Below are 25,877 nucleotides of genomic sequence, written 5' to 3' on the forward strand. Positions count from 1 at the left end.
CCATGGCCAACGATAACAGAGAACAATTCGCTACCAACGTCTATTACGACCGGACGTTCGGCTGCGACGCCGCCAAGATTTTACCGGGCGAGTACTACTACACGCCCAAGGACATGCTGATCGTGACGGTGCTCGGCTCCTGCGTGGCCGCCTGCATCCGCGACCGCGTCACCGGCCTTGGCGGCATGAACCACTTCATGCTGCCCGACGGCGGCGGCAGCGACGCCAACAGCCCGGTGTCGGCCTCGATGCGTTACGGGACCTACGCCATGGAAGTGCTGATCAACGACCTGCTGAAAGCCGGTGCGCGGCGCGAAAACATGGAAGCGAAAGTGTTCGGCGGCGGCGCCGTGCTGCGCGGCTTCACGGCCATCAATGTGGGCGAGCGCAACGCCGCCTTTGTCATGAACTACCTGAAGACCGAGAAAATCCGCGTCATGGCCGAAGACTTGAACGACGTCTATCCGCGCAAGGTGTATTTTTTTCCCCGCACGGGCAAGGTGCTGGTCAAAAAGCTGATGCAAACCCATAACGACACACTGGCGCGGCGCGAGCTCGATTACGCCAGCCGGCTCAAGGTGCAGCCCGTGGGCGGCGAGATCGACCTGTTTTGACTGAAAGAGTGCAATGAAGAAAATCCGGGTAGTGATTGTCGACGATTCTGCGCTGATCCGCAGCGTCATGAGCGAGATCATCTCGAGCCAGAGCGATATGGAAGTGGTGGGCGTGGCGCCCGATCCGCTGGTGGCGCGCGAACTGATCAAGCAGACCAACCCCGACGTGCTCACGCTCGACGTCGAAATGCCCAAGATGGACGGGCTGGACTTCCTTGAAAAGCTGATGCGGCTGCGCCCGATGCCGGTGGTGATGGTCTCTTCGCTCACCGAGCGCGGCTCCGAAATCACGATGCGCGCCTTGGAACTGGGCGCGGTCGACTTTGTCACCAAGCCCAAGATTTCGATCCAGAGCGGGATGCGCGAATATACCGAGCTCATAGCGGACAAGATCCGCGCTGCCGCCAAGGCCCGCATCAAGCCGCGCGTGCTTGGCGCCGCCGCGCCGCCGCCGGCCCTGCCGGCGCTGCGCAACCCGCTCACGTCGTCGGAAAAGCTGATCATCATCGGCGCCTCGACCGGCGGCACGGAAGCGATCCGCGAATTTTTGATGCAGATGCCGTCGGACTGTCCGGGCATCCTGATCGCCCAGCACATGCCCGAAGGGTTCACCACCTCGTTCGCGCGCCGGCTCGATTCGCTGTGCAAAATCAGCGTGCGCGAGGCGCTCGGCGACGAGCGCATCCTGCCCGGCCACGCCTTTATCGCGCCCGGCCACTCGCACCTGCTGCTGGCGCGCTCGGGCGCCAACTACGTGACCAAAATTGAACAGAGCGCGCCGGTCAACCGGCACCGGCCTTCGGTCGACGTGCTGTTTCGCTCGGCGGCCCTGGCAGCGGGCAAAAACGCGGTCGGCGTGATCCTGACCGGCATGGGCAAAGATGGCGCGGCCGGCATGCTGGAAATGAAAACGGCAGGCGCCTACAACTTTGCCCAGGACGAGGCGTCGTGCGTAGTGTTTGGCATGCCGCGCGAAGCCATTGCGCTTGGCGGGGCTCACGAAGTGGGCGCGCTGACCGACTTGCCCGGCATGGTGCTTGGCTATCTGGCAACGCAAGGCAGCCGGGCGTTGCGCGTTTGACTGTATTCCTGCGTTTCGCTGGAGTTTGGTCGCTTTAGGGCAACAATAAATGCTATCCTTAAGACTGCTTCCATCGAGCGGCAGTCTGTTAATAACCACAGTAAGAGAATCAACGGAGTAATTCATGGCTGATCCAAAGATGCGTTTTTTAGTTGTTGACGATTTCTCGACGATGCGCCGCATTGTCCGCAATCTGTTGAAAGAATTGGGTTATGCCAACGTCGATGAAGCCGAAGACGGCGTCATGGCCCTGGCCAAGCTGCGCAGCGAGACGTTCGACTTCGTCGTCTCGGACTGGAACATGCCCAATATGGACGGCTTGACCATGTTGCAGAACATTCGCGCCGATCCCGCGCTAGCCAAGTTGCCGGTGCTGATGGTTACGGCCGAAGCGAAAAAAGAGAACATCATCGCCGCGGCCCAGGCAGGCGCGAACGGTTACGTCGTCAAGCCGTTCACGGCGGCGACGCTGGACGAAAAGCTCAACAAAATTTTCGAGAAACTCGAAAAAATCGGAGCCTGAGGTGGGCTTGATCGCACCCGGCCACTCCTTGCGGCAGGAGGGCCAGCCGGTCGGCATGGATACCCATGACGAGTTCCTGAGCCGCGTCGGGCACATGACGCGCGCGCTGCACGAAAGCTTGCGCGGGCTCGGGCTCGACAAGCTGATTGAAAAGGCGGCCAGCGAGATTCCCGACGCGCGCGACCGGCTCGACTATGTGGCCCGGCTGTCGGAGCAGGCCGCGCAAAAGGTGCTCAACGCAACCGACGCCGCCGGACCGCTGCAAGACAGTATCGAGAGCAGTGCGGGCGCGTTGACGGCATCGTGGAAGGCCCTGCTCGACGATCCGCAGGCGGGCGAGGCCAGCTGGCGCGTTCTGGCGGCGCACAGCGTGGCGGCGATGGAAAAATCGCGCAGCGACGCGGTCCAGACCAAGGCCTACCTGATGGACATCATGATGGCCCAGGATTTCCAGGACTTGACCGGACAGGTGATCACCAAGGTGACCACGATCGCCCAGAACCTGGAGCAGCAACTGGTGCAGATGCTGGTCGATTTCGCGCCGGCTGAAGTCAAACGCGACTTTGGCAATGGCTTGATGAACGGACCGCAGATCCATGCCACCGGCAACGCCGACGTGGTATCGAACCAGGGCCAGGTGGACGACCTGCTCGACAGTTTGGGCTTCTGATTTTTCCGGCGTGGGCGCCTTGCGGGCCACGCCGGCAGCGACGCAGCAAGCGACTTTACCCAACGACTTTATCAAGCGACTTTACTAAGACTTCTTACAATGCACGAAACAAATTTCATCACTCGCGAACCGCTGCTCGATCCGAAACAACGCGTGATCGGCTACGAACTGTCGTGGCAGCAGGTGGAGAACCACACGCCGACCGACGCCGACCTCGAAGCGCTGATTGGCTTTGTCGCCGAAAACGTCAACGATGAAGAAACCGGCTGGCTGCTGAAAGACAAAGTGCTGTTTCTCGACGCGGTTCCCAACATGCTTTCGACCGACGCGCTGTTCGCCATGCCGCCCGAGCGCACCGTGCTGACCATGAAGGCGTCCGACCTGGCCGACCCGGACACGCTGTCGGCGGTACAGGGCTTGCGCGCGGGCGGCGTGGGCATTTCGATTCGCGACGGCGACCTGGCCCACCTGGGCAGCAACCTGGCCATGAGCGCCTCCTACATTGAAGTACGCTTCGCCGGCGCCGACGTCGCCGCGCAGGCACGCACGCACGCCGCGGCCAAGCAGTCGGGCGTGCGCATGGTGGGCCGTCCGGTAGCGACCTGGGAAGATTTTGATGCCTGCGCCGCGCTCGGCCTGGACGCCTTTGTCGGCAAGCTGCACCTGACGCCGCGCCCGGGCGCGCCGGTCAAAGGCATGAACCCGGCCCAGACCATCATCTTGCAGCTGATGCAGATGGTGCAAAAGAACGCCGACATCCCGCAGATCGAAAGCGTCTTGAAGCGCGACCCGGCGCTGTCGTACAAGATGCTGCGCTTTATTAACTCGGCCGGTTTTGGCGCCACGCGCGAGATCCAGTCGCTGCGCCAGGCCATCGCGATGATGGGTTACGCGCCGATGTACCGCTGGCTGACGCTGCTACTGGCCACGGCCAGCACCAGCGGTTACTCGCCGGTGCTGATGGAAACGGCCGTGGTGCGCGGTCGCCTGACCGAGCTGCTGGGCGTGAAAGCGCTGCTGCGCGGCGAAGGCGAGAACCTGTTCGTGGCCGGGATGTTTTCGCTGCTCGACCGCCTGCTTGGGCTGCCGATGAAGGAAGTGCTCGACACCATCCAGCTGCCTGACGAAGTAGTGAGCGCACTGCTCACGCGCGGCGGCATGTACGGGCCGTATCTGGCGCTGGCCGAGGCGTGCGAACTCAATTCCAACCTGGTCGTTTCGCTGGCCAAGAGCGTCAACATCAACCCGGTCGACGTCAACAAGGCGCACCTGTCGGCCCTGGCCTGGGCCCAGAACGTCACCACCTGACAAGCTGACGGCCAAAAAAAGCGCCAGTCACAAAATCTCCACCCCGCTGGAAATTTGTCCGTTTGTCTGGTGTTGTTATTGGTCGGCGGGATAGTGGACGCCGATCTGGGTGCGGATCGTGTCCATCAAGCCCATCAGGGCCAGCGTGTCGTCGTGCAGCATGTGGGGACTTTCGGTCAGTCCCGCGCGCAGGCAGCGTCCTGCTTCGATCGCTTCGTGGACGTAGCCGTTGCCCAGGTAGGGCGTCTCGATCACGCGTTTGATGCCGTCGCCAAGCGTGAGCGTGATGCGCTCGGCCAGGTGGAACATGGCGTCCATGCGCACGCTGCCCAGCGTTCCCGATACCGTCAACTCGCACGGCGTGCGCGCGCGCAGCGAGCAGCTGCAGATCGACATTGCGCCGCTGGCGTGCTTCATCGACCAGCCGGTTGTCAGGTCGATGCCGCCGTCGCTTAATACCGCCTGCGCCTGCACGGATACGACAGGCCCGAGCAGCGCGTGCGAAATCGAGAGTGGATAAATGCCCAGGTCGAGCAACGCGCCGCCGCCCAGTTCACGCTTGTTGATCCGGTGCTCGGGGTCGCACGTGCCAGCAAAGCCAAAGTCGGCATGCACCTGGCTGATCACGCCCAGCAAGCCTGAATCGATGATGCGTTTTACTTCCGCCAGGGCAGGCATGAAGCGGGTCCACATCGCTTCCATCAGGAACAGCTTGCGTGCGCGCGCGCTCGCTACAACCTGCCTGGCTTCGCGCAGGTTCATGGTAAACGGTTTTTCGCACAGCACTGCCTTGCCGCCTTCGAGCGCCATCAGCGCATTGCGCGCGTGCAGCGGATGGGGCGTGCCGATGTAGATGATGTCGATGTCAGGGGCGGCGCACAAGGCTTCATACGAGCCGAAACTTTGCGGCGCGCCGAACTCCATGCCAAAGGCGCGCGCGCTGTCGATGCTGCGCGAGCCGACCGCGGCCAGCACAGCGTGCGGCGTGTCCTGCAGCGCGGTGGCGAACGCGCGCGCAATGCCGCCGGTGCCCAGGATGCCCCAGCGGATCGGCCTCACAGTTCGCCCCGGATTTTCAGGTACGACTTGAGCGCGGCCACCACCAGCGCGTGGTCTTGCGGCCCCGGCAAGCCCGACACGGTGATGGTGCCGACCGCACCCGCACCTTTGACCGTGAGCGGGAATGCGCCGCCGTGCGCCGCATACTCGCGCGGATCGAGCGTGGCAATGGCGTCGATGTCGCCGCCCTTGTTTTTGACGTCGGCGTGAACATACATCGAGCTGTGACCGGTGCGGTTGACCAGGTTGCTCTTGCGCCGGATCCAGTCCTGATGGTCGGCCGAGGTTCCGTCCATGCCGTGGTAGAAGAGCAGCGTGCCGTTGCGCGTGATGTTGACCGCGACCGACTGCTTTTTTTTGCGCGCCATGGCAATGATCTCAAGGCCGATCGCCAGCGCGGTGCGGTTGTCAAAGGCGTCGAACTGCAAGGCTTGTTCCTGGCGCGCGATGGCGGCCAGTGCTGCATCGGGTTGTTCCATGGTGGTTCCGGTAAGTTGGTCGAGCGCCGCGGTGACGTACACCAGCGGCGCGTTCCAGTTGATGGCGATCTCGTTGCTGGCGTAGCTGCACACATTATCCAGGTACGACAGCGCCGCCAGCGCGCTCGGGTAGGCGGTGCTGCACTCGGCCTTGTCCTGCTGACCGTTCTGCGGCCCGCCCGTCAGCATGCCTGGCACGGGAGCGGCCACCTGGTCCGCCTGCGACGGCCGGTGATGCGGATGCAGCGGCGCCCTTGCGCCAAAGCCGGTCACGAATGAGGTGCCGGTTGCGTTGCGCCCCAAAACATAGTCGAGCCCCGCCTGCGCCGCCTTCAGGTTCTCGCCATTGCCGCTTAGCCGGTAGGCCTGCAGCAGCATCATCGACTGGTTCAGCACCACCGCATTGCTGCCCCAGACGAAGTCCGCTTCCTGCATGGCGACGTGGTAGGCCGACGTCTGCCACTGGGCGCGCAAAGTGGCTGCCAGCGACTCGATGCGGGTGGCGATTAGCGCCTGGTCGGCGGCGCCGGTCAGATGCGCGCGGTGGTGCGCGAGCGAGATCCAGGCCAGGGACCGCACGTCGTCCCAGGCCGGCACGGTGGCCTGCACCGAGGGCGCCTGCATGGCGCTGTAGTAGCTGTCCTCGCCACTGGTGATGTACAGTTCGGCCGCCGCCCAGGCGCGTTCGTCGGCCACGTTGGTGTCGCCGTATTCGCCGGTGACAACGCCCGCCGGATTGGTGAAGTAGTGATCGGGATGCGCCTGCGCCCAGGTCCATGCCGCTTGCGCCGCCGCCAGCATGCGGGCCGCCAGTTGCCCCTGGTACGGCTTGAATACGCGGCTGGCCACGGCCATGGTCGCGGCAAAGTCGAGCGTGGCGGCGGTGCTCTTGGCCACCACGTAGCGCGGTTCTTTCATCGTTTGCGCGGGCATGACCATGGCGTCAAAGCGCAGGTTGGTCAGCTTGTGGTACACGCCGCCGTCGGCCGGGTCCTGCATCGAGAGCATCCATTCCAGGTTCCACAGCGCTTCGTCGAGAATGTCGGGCAGCGCATTGCCCGATTCTGGAATGTCGATGTCGTGCCCGGCGAAGTAGGCGGGGAAGTGTTCAAAGGCGGCCAACAGCGTGTAGGTGGCGATGCCCGAACTGGCAATGTACTTGTTGTAGTCGCCGGCGTCGTACCAGCCCTTGCCGCTGGCGATGATGGTGCCTTCGGGACGGCTGGCGTTCGCTGCCGATGCATGCACCAGTACCTGCTCGTCGCGGTGCCCCTCGGCACGCGCGTACACCCCTGCGTGGCGCCGCTCCAGCTGGACGCCGGAGCGGTTGAAGTAATAGCTTTTCAGCGCAGCGCTGTTCAGGGCGCGATAGGCACCTTCGCCGATCGAAAACGGGTCCGACGGCGCCGTACCGGGCAGCTTGACGCGGTAGCGCCCCGGCGTGCCAAAGGCGGAGAAGTCGGCCAGCACGACGCGTTCCATGGATGGCTTCCACAGCTGTGGCGCGCCCAGTTTGCCGCCAAACACGCGCTTGCCGCTGGCCGCGTCGACCAGTTCAAAGGTGCTGGCCTGGCTAGCTGGCGCGACCACCTCCTTGGCAGCTTGCGTGGGAAAACCCACCTGGTTGACCTTGATGGCGCCCGTTTGCGCGCTCGCCGCGCCGCATGCCAGCGACAGTATCAGGGCCTTCATGCCGACACTTCCTGCGCCGGGGCGATTGCCTGAGCATGGTGGAAGGGCGCAAACCAGGCGGCCAGGAAGGAGGGGATGGTTGCCAGCATGACGAAGACAAAATAGCTGACGTAGCCGAGCGACTCTTGCAGGTAGCCGCTGATGACGCCGGTGACCAGGCCGCACAGACCCATGATGCCGGTGCCGAAGGCATAATGCGTGGTGGAGTATTTGCCGGGCGCGAGCTGCTGCATCAGGTAGATCATGAAGCCGACCGCGCCAAAGCCGAAGAAGAATTTTTCCACCACCACGCCCAGGGCGATCAGCAGCAGGTTGGTCGGCAGGTAAATGCTCATTAGGAGGAAGGTGATATTCGGGACGTTGACGGCGCAGCACAGCACGAAGAGCGTCGCTTGCAGCCCGCGCCGCGCCACGTACAGGCCGCCCAGCAAAGAGCCAAGCAGCACCGCAGCCAGGCCATAGGTGCCGTAGATGATGCCGAGCAGTTCATTCGACATGCCCAGCCCGCCCTTGGCAACCGGATCGACCATGAAAAAAGGACCGATCTTTTCAAGAAAGCCGATACTAAGGCGGAACAGGAAGGCAAAGGCGATCATGCGCCAGATGCCGCGCTTGGCAAACAGGGTGACAAAGGCGTCGAGCAGGATGCGCCCGCCCTCGGCCACGCTGGCTGGCGTATTGTGTGCGCGCGCGCCGTCAGGCATGACGCGCGCGTGCCAGGCAGCCATGGCCAGCGTCAGGCCGCCGGCCAGAAAGAAGATGATGCGCCAGGCGTCGATCCACGCGGGGCCGAACACGTTGGCGTCATGGTGGAACAGGTCGGTGTGCAGGCGACCGCTCAGGTACACCATGCCGCCGGCGGCAAAGATCGGACCGATATTCCACGACAAGCTTTGCACGCCGCAGTACAGCGACTGCGCGCGCGCGTCGAGCGAGGTGACATACACGCCGTCACTGGCGATATCCTGGGTCGCGCCCACGAACGAGAGGGCGAAAAAGCCCACCATCAGATAGGCCATGTAGTTCGGCAGCGCCATGGCCAGCGCCACGCCGATGAAACCGAGGCCGATCAGCACCTGCGCGCACAGGACAAAGAACTTTTTGGTGCGGTACATTTCGACAAAGGGCGCAAACAGCGGCTTGACGGTGTAGGCCAGGATCAGCATGCTGGAGTACTGCGCCGCCTTGCCGTTGTCCATGCCCAGGTTTTTGAACATGATGGCGGTCACGCTGGTCAGCATCACATAGCCGAGCGCCATCGTAAAGTAGCCGGTCGGTACCCACAGCAGCGGGGAGGTGGCGGGCGATGCGGTTGGCGAAGTGGTCAACTTAGTGGTCAACTTAGTGGTCAACTCAGTGGCTTGCATGGTCGCTCTCCAATAGGGTGGCTGCGGGCGGAGCGGCGTGCGCCGCGTAGACAGGGCTGGCACCCAGATGCTGCGCCAGCGCGGCCGCGGCGCCCGCCAGCGCCGGATAGGGCGCGGTGATCAGCAGCGTTGGAATACCGGCGGTAAAGGCGCTGAAACGCCCCTTGCTTTCAAACCGCGCCCGAAACGGCGAGGCGGCGAAATAGTCGCCCAGGCGCGGCACCACGCCCCCCCCAATATACACGCCGCCGGTCGCGCCCAGCGTAACGGCCAGGTTGGCCGCCACGGTGCCGAGCATGCCGCAAAAGCAGTCCAGTGTTTCGCGGCACAGCGCGTCGCTGCCGGCCAGGGCGCGCTCGACGATGGCGCCGGTAGGCAGCGACAAGTCGGCCGCCTCGCCGCGGCTGGCGGCCAGCGCCTCGCGGATCAGGGCAATGCCGGGGCCGGACACCATGCGCTCGGCCGAGACGTGATCGTAACGCCGCCACAGATATTCAAGCACCGCCACCTCGCGCGGATCGGACGGCGAAAAGGCCACGTGCCCGCCTTCGCTCTCGAGCGCCACCCACTGCCCGCCCGCCGGCACCAGGCCGGACACGCCCAGACCGGTGCCGGCGCCAACCAGGCCGATGACGCCGCCCGCGCGGGCCGCACCGCCGCCAATTTTCAGCAGTTGCGACGCCGTGAGCGTGGGCAGCGACATGGCCAGCGCGGTGAAGTCGTTCACCACCAGCAGCGTGTCGAGCCTCAGCTCGACCCTGGCGGCGGCGATCGAAAAGGCCCAGTCATGATTGGTCATCCGGATCGCGTCGCCGTTGACCGGGTTGGCGATGGCGACAACCGCATGGCGCACCAGGCCCCCGTAGCCGTCCAGGTAGGCGAGCGCGGCGTCTTCAAAGCGCGGGTAATCGGCGCAGGCCAGCGTTTGCATGGCCGCCACGCGGCCTGGCGCGTATTCAAGGGCGAAACGGGCGTTGGTGCCGCCGATATCGGCCAGCAGGCGTGGTCCGTCGGGATAGGAGCCGGGCATCATGGGTGTCCTTATGGGCGGGAGGAGAGAAAATCACGGTACCAGATGGCGCTGTCCTTGAGGGTGCGCTGCTGGGTGGCGTAATCGACGTGGACGATGCCGAAGCGCTTGGCGTAGCCCGAGTTCCATTCGAAGTTGTCCAGCAGGCTCCAGAGGAAATAGCCGCGCACATCGACGCCCTGGTCCATGGCCGCGCGCAGCGCCTGCAGATGACCTTGCACGAACATGATGCGCGCGTGGTCCGGTACTTCATTGGCGACGACTTGGTCCGGGTTGGCCATGCCGTTTTCCGTGATGTAGATCGGCGGCAGCGCGTACTCGGCGTTCAGTTTGAGCAGCAGTTCGGTCAAGCCCTGCGGGTGGATTTCCCAGCCCATGTCGGTAAAGCCGTCCTTGCCGGGCGCCGGCAGCGGCGGCTCGGCGGCGCTGCACCAGGCGCGAAAGTAGTAATTGCAGCCCAAAAAATCGATGGGCTGGCAGATGACGCCCATGTCGCTGTCGTGCACCTGTGGCGCATTGGCGCCATGGGCGCGCAGCGCCAGTTCCGGGTAGTGTCCCTTGAAGATCGGGTCCATGAACCATTGCACGGAGCGCGCGTATTCGAGTTCGGCCAGGGCATGGTCGGCGCGCGAATCGGTGGCCGGGTCGGCCGTCCACTGATTGAGCACGATGCCCAGCCTGGCCGCGCTGCCGACGGCGCGCATGGCCGTCATGGCCAGGCCATGCGAGAGCAGCAGGTGATGCGAGACCTGGATCGCCTGCCTGGCATCGGCCACGCCGGGTGCGAACTGCGCGTTGCCGTAGCCGAGGTTGGCGGTGCACCACGGCTCATTGTGGGTGGCGATGGCTTCGATGCGGTTGCCGAAGCGGCGCGCCACCTCGGCGGCATAGTCGGCAAAGCGGCGCGCGGTGTCGCGATTGAGCCAGCCGCCGTCGTCCTGCAATGCCTGCGGCAGGTCCCAGTGATATAGCGTGACGTGGGCCTTGACGCCGTGCGCGGCCAGTTCGGCCAGCAGGGAATCGTAAAAGTCGAAGCCGGCCTCGTTCCAGGCGCCTTTGCCCAGCGGCTGCACGCGCGACCAGGACATGGAAAAGCGGTAATGGCCGACGCCGAGCGAGGCGATCAGCGCGACGTCTTCCTTGTAGCGATAGTAGTGGTCGCACGCGACGGTGCCGTCGCTGTGGTCCTTGATGTTGCCAGGCTGGCTGCAGAAGGTATCCCAGATCGACGCACCCTTGCCGTCGGCCGCTGCGGCGCCTTCGATCTGGAAGGCGCTGGTGGCGACGCCCCACGTGAAGTCGGCGGGAAATTGGTTGGATTGGTTCATGTGAGGCTCGTTGATGCGACGGTGGTGGAATTTGATGAAAGGTGATGAACAGACGATCGGAAGAGGAGCTGCAGGGGAGGCGACTGCCCTGCAGCTTCATGTTTGCGGCTACTTAAAAATCGTAGCCGGCATTCAGACCGGCCGTGCGCGGCGGCTTGTACTGCGACAGCCACGGTCCAAAGCCGTTAAAGGCACTGGTCTTGACCTTCTCGTCAGAGACATTGCGCACGAAGGCATCGACCCACCAGCCTTTGCTCGACTGATAGCGCAGGCCCAGATCGGCGGTGGTGTAGGCCTTCTGGCGGTCTTCCGGCCCCAGGTTAAAGACCGACAGTTCGGCCTCGGTTTCATAGTGCGCTGTGATGCGCGGCACCAGCGTGCCATCGGCCAGGTTGAAGGTATGCTGGTATTGGACCGTGGTCGAAAACTTCGGTGCGTGCGGCATGTTGTGGCCGCTCACATCCAGGCAAGTGGCAATGCGGGTGTCGACCGTGCAAGGCGGCAGCGCATAGTCATTCGAGCCGGCCACTAGGGCGCCCAGCTTGGCCTTGAGTACGGCCAGCGTGACGGAAATGCGGTCCGCCGGCGTCAGGCGCGCCGAAATCTCCGACTCGAAACCGTAGACTTTGGCGCCTTCGGCGTTGGTGATCGACAGGCCGCGGCTGCCGTCGGAGAAATTCACCGGCGAATTGAACTGGAAGTCCGTAAAGTCGGAGTAGAACAAGGCGTTGTTGACCTTTAACTTGCCGCCCATGAAAGAACTCTTCGAGCCAAGTTCGTAATTGATCAGCGACTCAGGCGCATACGTCAAGCCGCGATCTTGCACGCCACCCGATTTGTAGCCCGTGGCGGCGCTGGCGTAGAGCATATTGCTGGCATTGACGTCGTAATTGACGCGCAACAGACCGGTCACTTTACTACCATGAAAGACGCCATCGTTGCCTGGTACGTCGGCGGCAAAGCCCTGGCCCGGCACGCGCGGATCCATCGATGGATTGAGGGGCAGCTGCGGCACGGTGGCGTCATAGCGCCAGGTGTAAGCGCGCCCGCCCGCGTTTTCACGGCGGTCCTTGGTGTAGCGCAGGCCGCCGGTCAGATGCAGTGCGCCGCTTGGATTCCAGGTGGCCTGGCCGAACACGGCGCTCGAGGCCACCGTTTCCTTGGGCTGGATGAAAGAACCCTGCCAGCCGACTGTGCCTTCCTGGGTGCCGTTGAAGATCGGGATATCGAAGCGGATGTCGTTCTTTTCGGCCGCATAATAAGCGCCGAGCTGCCAGTCGATGTCCTTGCTGCCAAGCGACTGCAGTTCGAGTTCGTGGCTGTGGCTGCGGTAGTGCGAGTCGGTGGTGGTGTGTTCCTGCCAGGTGGCGCCGGAACGCACGCTGGTCGGCACGCGCGAGCCGCCGTCCTGGTCGAAGCGCATCGAGCCCTCGTACTTGGAGAAGCCGGCGATGTAATGCAGCGCCATGTCATCGTTGATTTTGTACTCGAGGCGACTGCGGATGTTTTGGCTGTCGCGGTTGGTCCACGGTGCGCTGTCGGACAGCATCGACCAGAATTTTTCGCCGGCGCGCGGCTGCTGCATCAGGTTGGCGTTGGGCGTGCCGCGGTCCGCAAACTTTTCGTACGATACGTTCCACTTCAGTTGTGGCGTCAGGTGCCACAGCAGGCTGGCGCGAAAGGCGGTCTGGTTTTGCGCGCTGTATTTTTGGTTCCCGACGGCGAACTGGTTGCCGTTGATCGGACGGAAGGCGGCAGGAGCGCCGCCGGCAGCGGCGAATGCGGCCTGCTGGCTGGCCAGCGAGGGCGCAACAAAGCGCTGGTAGTCGACATAGCCGTCGTGCTGTTCGTGCACCGCGCCGATGCGCAGGGCGGCCGTTTCGCCGAGCGGCATGTTGAACGCGGCGCGCACGCCGTAGCGGTTGTAGTCGCCGACGCCACCTTCGACCGAACCGGAACGGCTGTTCAATTCGGGCTTCACGGTCTGGATGTTGACCGCGCCGACGGTGGAGTTGCGGCCCCACAGCGTGCCTTGCGGGCCGCGCAGCACTTCGATCGCTTCGATGTCGAACATCAGCGCGGTGGCGCCTTCGGCGCGCGGCGAGTAGACGTTGTCGACGAAAGAGGCCACTTCAGGATCGGCGTACTGGGTCTTGGCGCTGTCGTTGCCGATGCCGCGCAAGGTCATGGTGGTCACGCCATGGTCGCCCTGGGCGGTCGCCTCGAAGCCCGGCACCAGGGCCGTCACGTCGAGCATGGTCTGCACGTGGTTGTCCTGCAGCGTGGCGGCGTTGAGCGAGGTGATGGCGATCGGGGTGCGCTGCAAACTGGTGGCGCGCTTGGTGGCGGTGACGACGACTTCGGGAATGACGTCGTTGGAAGCCACAGGTTTGTCCTTCGGGGTGGTCTGGGCCTGGGCGGCGCTGATGCCGGCCAACAGCGTCAGGATAGCCAGTTGGATCGGGGCGCCCGGACGTCGGAAGGCCTGTGGTGCGGAAGTTTTCATGCTGTCTCCAGAGAGGATGGTTAAGAGCTTGCTTTATTGTTTTTGCTTGAAATCGATTTCACGGCCTGTGAAAACGTTTTCATGGTATATTTCATTCAGACAGAAAGTCAAACAAAATATTCATGCGTTGTAAAAATAATCAAAAAAGGCGATTTTCATGAAAACTTTTCATAGCGTCCTGATCGTCGGCGGCGGCACTGCGGGCTGGCTCACTGCCTGCTTCCTGGCCAAGACGCTGGGCGCGGATGGCGCTGCAGAGGGAGTGGGCATTACGCTGGTCGAGTCGCCCGAGATCGGTATCATCGGCGTGGGCGAAGGCACCTTTCCCTCGATCCGAGGCACGCTGGCCGCCATTGGCATATCCGAAGCGCTCTTTGTCCGCGAGTGCCACGCCACGTTCAAGCAGGGCATCCGCTTCGACAACTGGGTCAGGCCCAAAGGGGCGAGTGGCGCCGACCACTATTTTCATCCGTTCAGCCATCCCAGCCAGCGCCCGGGCGGCCCGGAACTGCTGCCTTACTGGCTGCGCAAGCTGGCCGGCGAAGGCGTGCCATTCGCCGAAGCGGTGACGATGCAAAAACGGATTGCCGACGCTGCGCGCGGGCCCAAGCGCTTTGGCGACGCCGACTTCATGGGACCGATGAATTACGCTTACCATTTTGACGCCGCGCGTTTTGCCGCCCTGCTGGCCGAACATGGGCGCGCGCTTGGCGTGCGCCATGTGCTGGGGACAGTGGAGCGCGTGGCGCTGGACGCTCAAGGCGCGATTGAGAGCGTGCACACGCGCGAACATGGCGCCATGCGCGCCGACCTGTACATCGACTGCACCGGCTTTCGGGCGACGCTGATCGGCGAGGCGCTCGGTTCGCCCTTTCGCAAGGTCGACGACGTGCTGTTCGTGGACCGTGCGCTGGCCATGCAGGTGCCGTATCCGGATCCCGAGACACCGATCGCCTCGTACACCATTTCGACCGCGCATGAAGCCGGGTGGACCTGGGACATCGGCCTGCAGCAGCGGCGCGGCATCGGGTACGCGTATTCGAGCCGGCACAGCAGCGCCGAACGCGCCGAGCAGGTGCTGCGCGCGTACATCGGGCCGGCGAGCGATGGCGTCGCTGCGCGCGCCATCACGCTCAACGTCGGCTACCGCGAGCTGCAATGGGTGAAAAACTGCGTGGCGGTGGGGCTCTCGGGCGGGTTCCTGGAGCCGCTTGAGGCGTCCGGCATCGGCCTGATCGAAACGGCCGCCTACCTGATCGGCTTTCTGTTTCCCTTCAATGGCCAGACCGAACCGGTGGCGGCCACGTTCAACCAGATGATGCGCGCCCGCTATGAGCGCGTGGTCGACTTCATCAAGCTGCATTACTGCCTCACGCAGCGCACCGATTCGGCGTTCTGGCGCGAGAATGCGGATCCGTGCTCGATACCGCAATCGCTGCGCGACAAGCTGGAGATGTGGAGCGCGCGCGCGCCGCACCGGCTCGATTTTGTCAGCGACCTGGAGATGTATCCGAGCACCAGCTGGCAGTATATTTTGTACGGGATGGAGTTCGAGACCGCGCTGCACGCCGGCGCCACCGATCCGGCGCGCCATGACGAGGCGCGCGCGGAATTTGCGGCGATTGCGCAGATGGCCGCGCGGGCCGAGGCGGACTTGCCGTCGCACCGCTCGCTGGTCGCGCATTTCTGCGCCCGCGCGGCAGGGCGGTGATATAGTGAGCGCCACCTCAAAACGCCGGACCTCCATGAAGAACGAGAGCAGCACCACCACCTTGCAGGAAGTCGCCGATGCAGCCGGCGTCTCGCCGGCGACGGTCTCGCGTTTTTTGAACGGCACCGCCAAGGTCGCCGACGACAAGCGCAAGATCATCGAGCGCATCATCGACGAGATGAACTACAAGCCGAACCGGCTCGCGCAAGGCTTGAAGATGGGCAGCAGCCGGACCATCGGCGTGCTGACGCAGTCGCTCGAGAGCGGCTACTTCAACAAGACCATGACCGGCATCGAAGATGTGATGAAGGCGGCCGGCTATGTGCTGCTGATCATGAGCGGGCACTGGCATGCCGATGAAGAGGCCGAGCGGGTCGAGCTGTTGATCGGGCGGCGCGTCGATGGCGTGGTGATCCTGACGGGGAACATGACGGACGCGCAGATCCTGAAGTTTTCCAAGCGGGTGCCGATCGTCGCGTTCGGACGCAAGCTCGAAGGCGAACGGGCGATCGGCTTTTGCCTGGACAATTACGGCGCGGCCTGCGAAGCGGTGGAATTGCTGGTCGAGCAGGGGCACCGGCGCATCGCCTTTATTGCCGGGCCCAACGACCAGGAAGACGCGCGCGCGCGCCTGGCCGGCTACCGCGACACCCTGGCCCGGCACAAGATCGCGCTCGACCCGCACCTGGTGGTGGCGGGCGACTTCCAGGAGTCGGGCGGCTTGCTGGCGGTGGACCAGTTGCTCGCGTCAAACCAACGCTTTACCGCCATTTTTGCCAGCAACGACTTGACGGCCTATGGCGCGCGGCTGGCGCTGTACCGGCGCAGCATCCGGGTGCCGGACGACATTTCGATCATCGGCTTTGACGACCTGCACAGCTCGATGTACACGACCCCGCCGCTGACGACCGTGCGCCAGCCGCTGTACGACGTGGGCACCTGCATTGCCAACATGCTGCTGCCGATGATCGGCCAGCCGGGCGGGACGATCGACGTTCCCACGCTCAGCCTGGTGGTGCGCGAATCGGTGCGCCGCATCACCTGACTTATTTCCTGTACACCAGGGTCAGACCACTTTTTCTGGTTTGCAAAAGTGGTCTGACCCTTGGTTGTAGTTGATGATTTGCAAAAGTGGTCTGACCCTGGTTAGGGGGAATTTTTTAGATTTCGAGGTTGTCGATGAGGCGCGTTGTGCCGAGCTTGGCGGCGGCGAGCACGACCAGCGGTGCACCCTGGGCCAGGTCGCCGGCGCTCGGCGGCTGCAAGTCCATTTGCTTGCGGATCGAGATGTAGTCGGGCTTCCAGCCGCGCGCCGCCAGGCTTTCCATCGCTTTGTGTTCGAGCTGGAATACGTCCAGGTGGCCAGAACGCACTTCGTCGGCGACCTGGTTCAAGGCATGGTACAGCCGCGGCGCTTCGGCCCGCTCCGTCTCGCTCAGGTACATATTGCGCGACGACAGCGCCAGCCCGTCGTCTGCCCGGTACGTTTCGGCGGCGATGATCTGCGTGGGCAAGGCGAACTGGCGGCTCATGTTGCGAATCATCATCAACTGCTGGTAATCTTTCTTGCCGAAGACGGCAACTTTCGGCTGCACGCAGGCGAACAACTTCAAGACAATGGTCGTGACGCCCGTAAAAAAGCCGGGACGAAATTCGCCTTCCAGCGTATTGCCCAGGTCGTCTGGCGGGCGCACGCGAAACTCTTGCGGCTCGGGGTACAAGTCTTTTTCGGTCGGCGCGAAGAGCACATAGACGCCTTCCTTTTCCAGCTTTTCGACGTCGGCCTGGAAGGTGCGCGGGTATTTGTCGAAGTCTTCGTTGGGGCCGAACTGCATGCGGTTGACGAAGATCGAAGCGACAACCGGGTCGCCGTGCTTGCGCGCCAGGCGCATCAGCGACAAGTGGCCTTCGTGCAGGTTGCCCATGGTCGGCACGAAGGCGGTGCGCAATTGACCGCTGAGCTGGTCGCGCAATTCTTCGACGGAGGAAATGATTTTCATGCTGGTCCTGTCAGTTTTTATTAAGCCGGGGAGTAGGCCAGGCGCACGTAGATCGGCGCAAACGGTTCGGCCTGGGTAATTTCAATCAGTGTTTCCTTGGCCAGCTCGAGCATGGCAACGAAGTGCACGACAACGATCGGCACGCCGCCCTGGCCCTGGAACAGGTCGGAAAATTCGACGAAGCGCGACGTTTGCAACTGGCGCAAAATGGCAGTCATGTGCTCGCGCACCGACAATTCCTGGCGGCTGATGCGGTGGTGCTGGGTCAGCGTGGCGCGCTTGATGACGTCAAGCCAGGCGCGCTGCAGGTCGCCCGCGTCCACCTCGGGCCAGGTGGGAATATTGCTTTGCTCGACGAACAGTTGGGGGCGCACGAAGTCGCGGTCCAGCTGCGGCACGGCGTTCAAGTCGTAGGCGGCCAGCTTTATCTGCTCGTAGTCGAGCAGACGGCGCACCAGCTCGGCACGCGGATCGCCCGCTTCCTCATCATCGCTCTTGCGCTGCGGGAGCAGCATGCGCGACTTGATTTCAATGAGCATGGCGGCCATCAGCAAATATTCTGCGGCCAGTTCCAGGTTGTGGATGCGGATCTGGTCGACGTACTTCAGGTATTGCAGGGTAACCTGCGCCATCGGGATGTCGAGGATATTGAAATGCTGCTTGCGGATCAGGTAGAGCAGCAAGTCGAGCGGGCCTTCGAACGCTTCGAGGAAGATTTCCAGCGCGTCGGGCGGAATGTACAGGTCGGTGGGCATGCGCAGCAGCGGCTCGCCATACAGGCGGGCAATGGCTATCGCGTCGGCTGCAGGCGGCGGTGGGTTCGCCGCCGCGCTCTCTGCAACCTTCAAGAGCGCACTTGCCTCGTCGGCGGGCAGATCTGTCGCCGCGGGCAACATGGTCTTGCCTGGTTCAGAGTTTGTTCTGGTACACGTAGGCTTGCTGCTTGACGCGCGATTCGGCCGTGCGGTCCTGCTCCGTCAGCGTCGTCGGGGCTTTGTCCCACAGCAGGGCGCGCCCTTCGCGCTGGCCTTCTTCGATGCCGGGGTTCTTGGCCTTGAGTTCGGCGATGAACTTGGTGTGATCGGATTCGTACATCGCATGCTGTTTCGAGAATTTCATGATGGGAGATAGTGAGGCAAGAAAAATGCTATTTTACATGAGTGGCCGGAACGCCCCCGCAGGGGCGCCGCGCAGCCCCGCAGGCAGGGCGGTGCGTGGTGCTCAGTCCGGATGCAGGGCGTTGAGCTTTTTGGCGATGATGTCGTGGTTGAGCCACAGGACCGGGCCGATCTGTTCGGCCGCGCCATGGAACATCAGCGGTCCGGCGCCTTCGAGCACCAGCGCGCTCAGGTGATCGGTGATCAGCGCTTTCTTGTCCTTGTGCAGCTTGGTGATGTCGTCGGAGGTGCCGATCATGACGTCGGCCAGCGCCGGCGTATTGTCCATTGGCCAGTCTTCGAAGTTGCGGAAGCTCACGCTGGTGGCGTCACCGTTGTAGCTGGCGATCATGTCGATGACGGTTTGCAAGCTGACGTCGTCTTCGAGCAGCGCCTGGCAAGCATCCCATTGCTGCTGGGCCCACTTGCCGCCGCCTTCGCGTTTCAAGGCTTGCAGCAGCGGGAACAGCGACAGTTCCACGCCGACAAATATGTCCGAGGAATTAGTACGGATTTCAGGGCAATTGAACACGGTGGCGTGCACGCCTTGGGCCCAGGCGGCCGAGGCCACGCTCTCCAGGCGCATCTTGGCGTAACCCTGGGTGTAATTGGTGTAGGTTTGCCACTGGTATTGGCCGTCGATCAGGATTTCGCAGCCATGGTAGCCGTAGGCGGTGTAGCGCACGCTGCCGCCGGTGGCTTGCATGCGCGCGCGGATTGCCGCGCTCGACGTGATCAGGTGGCCCAGCGTGTTGGCCGTCACTTCGTCGAAATTCATCAAGCTGACCTTGCCCAGGTCGCTGTCGAGCAGGGCGCGCGAAGACATGAAGCGCTCGCCGCGGCCTTTGTAAATGCGGTTGGCAATGGCCAGGAAGACCTTGACGCGTGGAATGCCGCCCGCCATCGTGTGGGCGAAAAACACATTGCTGCCGTCGGGAATGAGCTTGTCGATCTCGGCCATGGCGCTGGCGGCGGCCTCGGTGAAGCGGCGTACGCCGGCTTGGCGGCACGCTTCCACCTTGGCCCAGTCGAGCTGGTCTTCCTGCCACGTCTTGAGGTTCAGGACGGACAGCATTTCAGTCACGTTCTTTTCGCCTTCGGGTGCATCCAGATCGAAGCCGGCCATCAGCGGCACATTGATGATACGCCCGCCCAGCTTGGCTTCGGCTTCGGCCAGTTCTTCTTCGTCCAAGGCACGTAATGCATTGTTGTCATCGCGCCGACCCACGGTGATGCCCAGAATCGTCATGCCGGCGGCGCGTGCCTGATCAATCAGGCCGTTCGCATAGCCGCGGCCGAACAGTTCGCCGAACAGGACGAAGACGTCGCCCTTGCGAAACATCGTCGATTCCGGGATGTGCCTCAGAGAATTGAATTTTGTCATTGTGTGCCACTCAAAAAGGGTGAAGGGCGGGCTCATAGCCCGTGTTGTTGTTCTAGGTTGTGTGATCAAACGCGCACATTATAGCGCTGCCGGGGGGCCGAATTGACAACTTTGACACCAGTCAGTCATGCAGGTAGCGGCGCATGACCCGCGGCGCTGGTTCAGCCGGGTTGCGATGCGAGAACTCGAGCTCTTCGGCCAGTTCGAACTCGAAGGCGGCGTAGAAGTCCAGCAGCTTGGGCTGGTCGGTGCGCACCGCCAGGCGCAGTTCCTGGGCGTTGCAGGCCAGGCCGTGGTGAATCACCGCTTCCAGCAAGTGCTGCGACATATTGCTGCCGCGGAAGTTCGGCAGTACGCCCATGCGCAGGATTTCCCAGATGTCCGGGTCTTCATCGTGCGGTGCGTAGCGTACCGAACCAACCGGTTCGCCGTCCACCATCAAGATAAAGCCGCCGCCGCCGCGCAGGTGTTCGCTCACCCGCAACGCCGTTTCGCGGTGGCCGCTGGAGGTGACCGTGACCTTGCCGGCCCAGGCGGCGCGGGTGAGCTCGGCGATCAGGGGAGCGTCTTCCGGCGTTGCTTCACGAACTACAATTCTCATCGCTTGCCCTTAGCGGATGCGCATGCCAGGCTGCGCGCCCGGCCATGGCTCGAGCACGTACAAGCCGGGATTTGCCTTTTCATCGGCGGCCGAGGCGCACAAGACCATGCCTTCGGAGACGCCAAACTTCATCTTGCGCGGCGCCAGGTTGGCCACCAGCACGGTCAGCTTGCCGACTAATTGCTGGGGCGTATAGGCTGATTTAATACCGGAAAACACGTTGCGCAGCCGGCCTTCGCCCACGTCCAGCGTCAGGCGCAACAGCTTGTCGGAACCCTCGACCTGTTCGCAATTGACGATTTTTGCAATGCGCAAGTCGATTTTGGTGAAGTCGTCAATCTTGATTTCCGGTGCCAGTTCCTCGATGCCGGTCGCAGCGCTCGCTTGCGCGTCGTCGGCCACCGGCACCGCAATCGACGCCACCGGCGGCTTGTCGAACAAGTCGTCGACCATCTTGGCGTCCACCCGCGTCATCAGGTAATTATAGGCGCCGATGGTACGGCCCAGCATGGTTTCGTAGACAGCGCCGCCGCTGGTGTCGCGCCACGACAGGCCTTCGTCGCCCAGCATCTCGGCCACGCGCGCGGCCACTTGCGGCAGCACGGGCGCGAGCAAAATGGTCAATTGGCGGAACAGGATCAGCGCGGTCGTGCACACGTCGTGCAGTTCGGCATTTTTTTCCGGGTCCTTGGCCAGGATCCATGGCTTGTTTTCATCGACATACTGGTTGGTGATGTCGGCAATTTCCATGATTTCGCGCAGCGCCTTGCCGTATTCGCGGTGGTCGAAATTGGCGGCGATGCTGGCCTGGCGTTCGGCGCCATCCACGGTCAGCGCGCGGCCGAGCCATTGCTGAGCTTTGGGCGAGAGGGTGCCGGCGAGCTTGCCGTCGAATTTTTTGGCGATGAAGCCGGCGCAGCGGCTGGCGATGTTGACGTATTTTCCGATCAGGTCGCTATTCACGCGGGCGACGAAGTCTTCGCCATTGAAGTCCAGGTCTTCCACCTTGGAATTGAGCTTGAAGGCAATGTAATAGCGCAGCCATTCCGGATTCATTTTCAAGTTAAGGTAGCGCAGCGGCGAAATGCCGGTCCCGCGCGACTTGGACATCTTTTCATTGTTGACCGTCAAGTGCCCGTGGACATTGACCTTGAGTTTGTCGATGATCGGGTGCCCGGCAAAATTGAGCATGGCCGGCCAGAACAGCAGGTGGAAGGAAACGATGTCCTTGCCGATGAAGTGCACTTGTTCCGTGCCGGGATCATTAAGCAGCGCATCGAAGTCCATGCCATGCTTGCTGCAATAGTTTTTCAGCGACGCCAGGTAACCGACCGGCGCGTCCAGCCAGACATAGAAAAACTTTCCCGGCGCATCGGGAATCGGAATGCCGAAGTAGGGCGCATCGCGCGAAATATCCCAGTCGGCCAGCTTTTCACCCGCGTCCCCCAACCATTCGGACACCTTGTTGACCATTTCCGGCTGCAGGCGGCCCGGCGTGTTTAACCAGTCCTTGAGAAAGGTGTAGCAGCGCGGGTCCGACAGCGCGAAAAAATACTGCTCGGAGGGCTTGAGGATGGGCGTGGACCCGGTGAACACGGAAAACGGATTGACCAGCTCGGTTGGCTGGTAGGCGGCGCCGCACACTTCGCAATTGTCGCCGTACTGGTCCTTGGCGCCGCACTTCGGGCACTCGCCTTTGATATTGCGGTCGGCCAGGAACATGCCCTTGACCGGGTCATAGAAGCGGTCGACCGTCTTGGTGACGATCAGGCCGGCATCGCGCAGCTTGCGGTAGATGCCTTGGGACAGCTCCACGTTTTCGGGCGAATCGGTGGAATACCAGTTGTCAAAACCAATGTGGAAGCCGTCCAGGTATTGCTGGCGCCCGGCCGCGACCTTGGCCACGAATTCCTGGGGCGTGATGCCTTCCTTTTCGGCGGCGATCATGATCGGGGTGCCGTGGGTGTCGTCGGCGCAGACGAAATGCACCTCGCGCGCGCCGTTGCCATCGTTTTGCATGCGCTGAAAACGGACCCAGATATCGGCCTGGATGTATTCCATCATGTGGCCGATGTGGAAGGCTGCGTTGGCGTAGGGCAGGGCGGTGGTGACGAACAGCTTGCGGGTCATGGTCTGATTGCGCTTTTTGGCTAAAAGTAAGAACGGAAAATGGACAAGATGAAAAAAGAGTAAAGCATTTTACCAGCGCTTGGCGGCGGTGCGCAGGGTGCGTGGGCTGGCTTTGCCCTTTTTGCAAGGAGAACCTGGGCGATTTGCGCTAAACTTCGCTTTCACCTCCGGAGATTTTCATGAGCATCACAGTAGAAAGCGTCAAGGCGGCGTTGGCGATAGTCATCGATCCCAACACGCAGAAAGACCTCGTTTCTTCCAAGAACATCAAGAATATCAAGCTCGACGGCGCCGGCGACGGTACCAATATCGCGCTCGACGTCGAACTCGGCTATCCCGCCAAGAGCCAGTTTGCCCTCGTGCGCCAGCTGGTCGAAGCGGCGCTGCTGGCGCTGCCGGGTGCGGGCACGGTCAGCGCCAACGTGACGTCCAACATCATTTCGCATACGGTGCAGCGCGGCTTGAAGATCATGCCCAATGTGAAGAACATCATTGCCGTCGCCTCGGGCAAGGGCGGGGTGGGCAAGTCGACCACGGCGGTCAACCTGGCGCTGGCGCTGGCGGCCGAAGGGGCCAGCGTCGGCGTGCTCGACGCCGATATTTATGGTCCGTCGCAACCGATGATGCTGGGCATTAGCGGGCGTCCCGAAACCACCGACGGCAAGACCATGGAACCGATGGAAAACCATGGCCTGCAAGTGTCCTCGATCGGCTTCATGATCGACCCGGACGAGCCGATGGTGTGGCGCGGCCCGATGGTGACCCAGGCGCTGCAGCAGTTGCTCGAGCAAACCAACTGGCGCGCGCTCGATTACCTGATCGTCGACATGCCCCCGGGCACGGGCGACATTCAGCTGACGCTGTCGCAAAAAGTGCCGGTCACGGGCGCCGTCATCGTGACCACGCCGCAAGACATCGCCTTGCTCGACGCGCGCAAGGGCTTGAAAATGTTCGAAAAGGTCGGCATCCCGATCCTGGGCGTGGTGGAAAACATGAGCACCCATATCTGCTCGCAGTGCGGCCACACGGAAGCGATTTTCGGCCAGGGCGGGGGCGCGACCATGTGCGCCGACTTTGGCGTCGAATTCCTGGGCGCCTTGCCCTTGACGATGGCAATTCGCGAACAGACGGACTCGGGCAAGCCGACCGTGGTGGCCGATCCCGATGGTCCGGTGGCGCAGATCTACAAGGATATCGCGCGCAAGGTTGCCATCAAGATTGCCGAAAAGGCGAAAGACATGAGCAGCAAGTTTCCCAGCATCGTCATCAAGAACGACTGAGGATGCTAGGCAGGAACCTTTCCTGACTCACATGATCAGGCGCGGCTGGACCGCGCCTTTTTGTCGCTCGGCGAGCGCACATTGCGCACCATCGCACGGTTCAAGTCGCCGCATCGCGGCAGACAGCGCGTCTTTCGTTGTCATGCCACAACAAGTTAACTGAACAGCATAATTTTCCATCGTTTAACACCCTTGTCACTCCGGCATCACGTCGGTTCGCCGCGACGTTGATGCGCGTCAGCAAGACTTTGGCGCGTCAAAGCGCCCGATTACGCAATGACGGCGAGGCATCGGCAGCGATTGCTTGAGGCTTGTGCGAAGCGAAAGTGTGCTGTCGCCACGATCACAGCTCTTGTTCAACTGCCAGCGCCTGGTGCGCTGCGCCCACTTTGCCATTCGCATAATCCCCAAAAATAAAGGATGATTTGGAGCAATCGTGCGCCTTGCTTACGTGAAATACTGATTGCTGGAAATTGATTTAAGGAACTTTTCCTGCCGCGCCGCTGACACGGCTGTATTTCACTTTTGGAAGAATACGATGACCACATTACACCGCATGGCATTCGCCGCCAGTACCGCACTGCTGGGCTTGGGCCTGGCCGCCAACGCCGCCGCCGCCACCTTGTCGGTCGGCCCAGGCCAGACTTATGCAACACCATGCCGCGCTTTCGCGGCCGCCGCCAACGGCGACATCATCCAGATCGCCGCCGCCACCTACGTGGGCGACGTGTGCGGCATTTACGCGCCCAACCTGATCATTCGCGGCGTCAATGGCCGCCCCAAGATCGACGCGGGCGGACGCAACGCCATGGGCAAGGGAACCTGGGTCGTCGTCGGCAATAATGTGACGATTGAAAACGTTGAAATGTTTGGCGCCAAGGTGCCCGACCTGAACGGCGCCGCGCTGCGCCTGGAAGGCACCCACTTCACGCTGCGCAACAGCTTTTTGCATGACAACCAGAACGGCATCCTGAGCGGCGCCAAGGTGGACAGCGACGTGCTGATCGAAGGTTCCGAGTTCGGGCACAACGGTTATGGCACCGGCCAGACCCACAACCTGTACATCGGCACGGTGCGCAGCCTGACGTTCCGCTACAATTTTTCGCACGACGCGGTCGTCGGCCACAATCTCAAGTCGCGCGCCTTGACCAACAAGATCCTCTACAACCGCTTTTCCAGCCTGGCGCCGGGCCAGACCGGCTCGACCGCAGCCGGTGCGCCGAGTTACGAAATCGACTTGCCGAACGCAGGCACCTCTTACATCATCGGCAACGTGATCGAGCAGCCTGCGCTCAACAACAATGGCGCGATGGTGGCCTACGGGGAGGAAGGGGCCAGCAACGCGGGCCACAATTTGTACGTGGTCAACAATACCTTCCTGAATGACGACACGCGGCGCGGCACCTTCGTGATGGTCGGCGCCGGCGTAACCAAGCCGATCCTGCTGCAAAACAATATCTTTTCGGGCATCGGCGCCTTGAGCACCCAGGTGGCGGCCGTGGACAAAACCAATTACCGTTCGATTGCGCCCGGTTTTGTCAGTCGCGGCGGATACGACTTGCGCCCGACGGCCAACGCGATGGTGATCAATGTCGGCACCGCACCAGGCCTGTCGGTAACGGGCGTCGACCTGAGCCCGCTGGCCAGCTACAAGCACGTGGCGCTGGGCATGACGCGCCCAGTCTCCGGCGCGCTCGACATTGGCGCCTACGAGTCGACTTCGCCGGCGCCGTAACGACAGTAACCGGTTTGTAGCAATGAACAATGCCGCCTGATTTCAGGCGGCATTGTTTTGTGCGCTGCATGTTCCCTGCGTGGGCCTAGCTGCGCCGCTATGCCTAGCCTGAATGTTGCATGAATTTCTTCTCGCCCCCGGATTTTTCCAACGTGGCTAGCTGCGCGTGGTCATCGCGGCGTCAGGCTAAGCTCGCCCTACCCATGCTCTATGAGCGGCCTT

General features: G+C 62.5%; 21 protein-coding genes. 9 read left to right on the forward strand and 12 right to left on the reverse strand.

Annotation, left to right across the window (positions count from 1 at the left end; genetic code table 11):
- Window positions 1-2 precede the first annotated feature (2 nt).
- From cheD to ACP7D4_RS17370, 5 genes are all read left to right on the forward strand, one after another.
- Window positions 3-614, forward strand: coding sequence for a chemoreceptor glutamine deamidase CheD (gene cheD, locus ACP7D4_RS17350; RefSeq protein WP_426107036.1), 612 nt, complete (start codon window positions 3-5; stop codon window positions 612-614).
- A 13-nt stretch (window positions 615-627) separates the two neighbouring features.
- Window positions 628-1,695: a protein-glutamate methylesterase/protein-glutamine glutaminase gene (locus ACP7D4_RS17355; RefSeq protein ID WP_426107037.1), complete on the forward strand. Its 1,068-nt coding sequence runs from the start codon at window positions 628-630 to the stop codon at window positions 1,693-1,695.
- Between the two features lie 124 nt (window positions 1,696-1,819).
- Window positions 1,820-2,218, forward strand: a complete 399-nt coding sequence (cheY, locus tag ACP7D4_RS17360) for a chemotaxis response regulator CheY (protein ID WP_426107039.1) — start codon at window positions 1,820-1,822, stop codon at window positions 2,216-2,218.
- 55 nt (window positions 2,219-2,273) lie between these two features.
- Entirely contained in the window at window positions 2,274-2,888 is a 615-nt protein-coding gene (gene cheZ / locus ACP7D4_RS17365) for a protein phosphatase CheZ (protein ID WP_426210375.1), read from the forward strand.
- Between the two features lie 99 nt (window positions 2,889-2,987).
- Window positions 2,988-4,196 carry an EAL and HDOD domain-containing protein gene (locus ACP7D4_RS17370; protein WP_426210359.1) on the forward strand — a complete coding sequence of 403 codons (1,209 nt, stop codon included), beginning with the start codon at window positions 2,988-2,990 and terminating at the stop codon, window positions 4,194-4,196.
- A 75-nt stretch (window positions 4,197-4,271) separates the two neighbouring features.
- Here ACP7D4_RS17370 and ACP7D4_RS17375 read toward each other — a convergent pair whose 3' ends face one another.
- From ACP7D4_RS17375 to ACP7D4_RS17400, 6 genes are all read right to left on the reverse strand, one after another.
- Window positions 4,272-5,255: a Gfo/Idh/MocA family protein gene (locus tag ACP7D4_RS17375; protein WP_426107042.1), complete on the reverse strand. Its 984-nt coding sequence runs from the start codon at window positions 5,253-5,255 to the stop codon at window positions 4,272-4,274.
- Window positions 5,252-7,426: a heme-degrading domain-containing protein gene (locus ACP7D4_RS17380; RefSeq protein ID WP_426107044.1), complete on the reverse strand. Its 2,175-nt coding sequence runs from the start codon at window positions 7,424-7,426 to the stop codon at window positions 5,252-5,254. Before ACP7D4_RS17380 ends, ACP7D4_RS17375 begins: the two co-directional genes overlap by 4 nt.
- Window positions 7,423-8,685, reverse strand: a complete 1,263-nt coding sequence (locus ACP7D4_RS17385) for an MFS transporter (protein ID WP_426210376.1) — start codon at window positions 8,683-8,685, stop codon at window positions 7,423-7,425. The genes ACP7D4_RS17380 and ACP7D4_RS17385 overlap by 4 nt, the downstream gene beginning before the upstream one ends.
- A gap of 94 nt (window positions 8,686-8,779) precedes the next feature.
- Complete coding sequence (locus ACP7D4_RS17390; RefSeq protein WP_426107065.1) at window positions 8,780-9,823, reverse strand: glucokinase; 1,044 nt, start codon at window positions 9,821-9,823, stop codon at window positions 8,780-8,782.
- A gap of 11 nt (window positions 9,824-9,834) precedes the next feature.
- A complete protein-coding gene (locus ACP7D4_RS17395; protein WP_426107045.1) occupies window positions 9,835-11,151 on the reverse strand; it encodes a GH1 family beta-glucosidase in 1,317 nt (438 codons plus the stop codon).
- A gap of 112 nt (window positions 11,152-11,263) precedes the next feature.
- The gene (locus ACP7D4_RS17400; protein WP_426210361.1) at window positions 11,264-13,657 is read right to left on the reverse strand and encodes a TonB-dependent receptor; all 2,394 of its coding nucleotides are present in this window, start codon (window positions 13,655-13,657) and stop codon (window positions 11,264-11,266) included.
- Window positions 13,658-13,814: 157 nt separating this feature from the next.
- On the opposite strand from ACP7D4_RS17400, the gene ACP7D4_RS17405 reads away from it, so the two are divergent.
- Window positions 13,815-15,368 (forward strand): tryptophan halogenase family protein, encoded by a 1,554-nt coding sequence (locus ACP7D4_RS17405; RefSeq protein WP_426210363.1) that lies wholly within the window; start codon window positions 13,815-13,817, stop codon window positions 15,366-15,368.
- Window positions 15,369-15,402: 34 nt separating this feature from the next.
- Window positions 15,403-16,413 carry a LacI family DNA-binding transcriptional regulator gene (locus ACP7D4_RS17410; RefSeq protein WP_426107050.1) on the forward strand — a complete coding sequence of 337 codons (1,011 nt, stop codon included), beginning with the start codon at window positions 15,403-15,405 and terminating at the stop codon, window positions 16,411-16,413.
- Between the two features lie 115 nt (window positions 16,414-16,528).
- Here the strand turns inward: ACP7D4_RS17410 and panC are convergent, their stop codons facing one another.
- The 6 genes from panC to metG all read right to left on the reverse strand — a co-directional run bounded on the left by panC (window position 16,529) and on the right by metG (window position 22,640).
- The gene (gene panC / locus ACP7D4_RS17415) at window positions 16,529-17,368 is read right to left on the reverse strand and encodes a pantoate--beta-alanine ligase (RefSeq protein ID WP_426107051.1); all 840 of its coding nucleotides are present in this window, start codon (window positions 17,366-17,368) and stop codon (window positions 16,529-16,531) included.
- A 20-nt stretch (window positions 17,369-17,388) separates the two neighbouring features.
- The gene (locus ACP7D4_RS17420) at window positions 17,389-18,264 is read right to left on the reverse strand and encodes a segregation and condensation protein A (protein ID WP_426107053.1); all 876 of its coding nucleotides are present in this window, start codon (window positions 18,262-18,264) and stop codon (window positions 17,389-17,391) included.
- A 13-nt stretch (window positions 18,265-18,277) separates the two neighbouring features.
- Window positions 18,278-18,487: a DUF3460 family protein gene (locus ACP7D4_RS17425; protein ID WP_426107055.1), complete on the reverse strand. Its 210-nt coding sequence runs from the start codon at window positions 18,485-18,487 to the stop codon at window positions 18,278-18,280.
- A gap of 102 nt (window positions 18,488-18,589) precedes the next feature.
- A complete protein-coding gene (locus ACP7D4_RS17430; RefSeq protein ID WP_426210365.1) occupies window positions 18,590-19,909 on the reverse strand; it encodes an enoyl ACP reductase FabMG family protein in 1,320 nt (439 codons plus the stop codon).
- Between the two features lie 121 nt (window positions 19,910-20,030).
- Window positions 20,031-20,510, reverse strand: a complete 480-nt coding sequence (locus ACP7D4_RS17435; RefSeq protein WP_426210367.1) for a GNAT family N-acetyltransferase — start codon at window positions 20,508-20,510, stop codon at window positions 20,031-20,033.
- Window positions 20,511-20,519: 9 nt separating this feature from the next.
- Window positions 20,520-22,640 carry a methionine--tRNA ligase gene (metG, locus tag ACP7D4_RS17440; RefSeq protein WP_426210369.1) on the reverse strand — a complete coding sequence of 707 codons (2,121 nt, stop codon included), beginning with the start codon at window positions 22,638-22,640 and terminating at the stop codon, window positions 20,520-20,522.
- 179 nt (window positions 22,641-22,819) lie between these two features.
- Here metG and apbC point away from each other — a divergent pair, with 179 nt between their 5' ends.
- Both apbC and ACP7D4_RS17450 read left to right on the forward strand, forming a co-directional pair.
- Window positions 22,820-23,920: an iron-sulfur cluster carrier protein ApbC gene (gene apbC, locus ACP7D4_RS17445; RefSeq protein ID WP_426210371.1), complete on the forward strand. Its 1,101-nt coding sequence runs from the start codon at window positions 22,820-22,822 to the stop codon at window positions 23,918-23,920.
- A gap of 538 nt (window positions 23,921-24,458) precedes the next feature.
- Entirely contained in the window at window positions 24,459-25,655 is a 1,197-nt protein-coding gene (locus tag ACP7D4_RS17450) for a hypothetical protein (protein ID WP_426210372.1), read from the forward strand.
- The last annotated feature ends 222 nt before the right edge of the window (window positions 25,656-25,877 follow it).

Origin of the sequence: Massilia sp. TWP1-3-3 (assembly GCF_049897805.1) — a bacterium.
Taxonomy (GTDB): domain Bacteria; phylum Pseudomonadota; class Gammaproteobacteria; order Burkholderiales; family Burkholderiaceae_D; genus Telluria_A.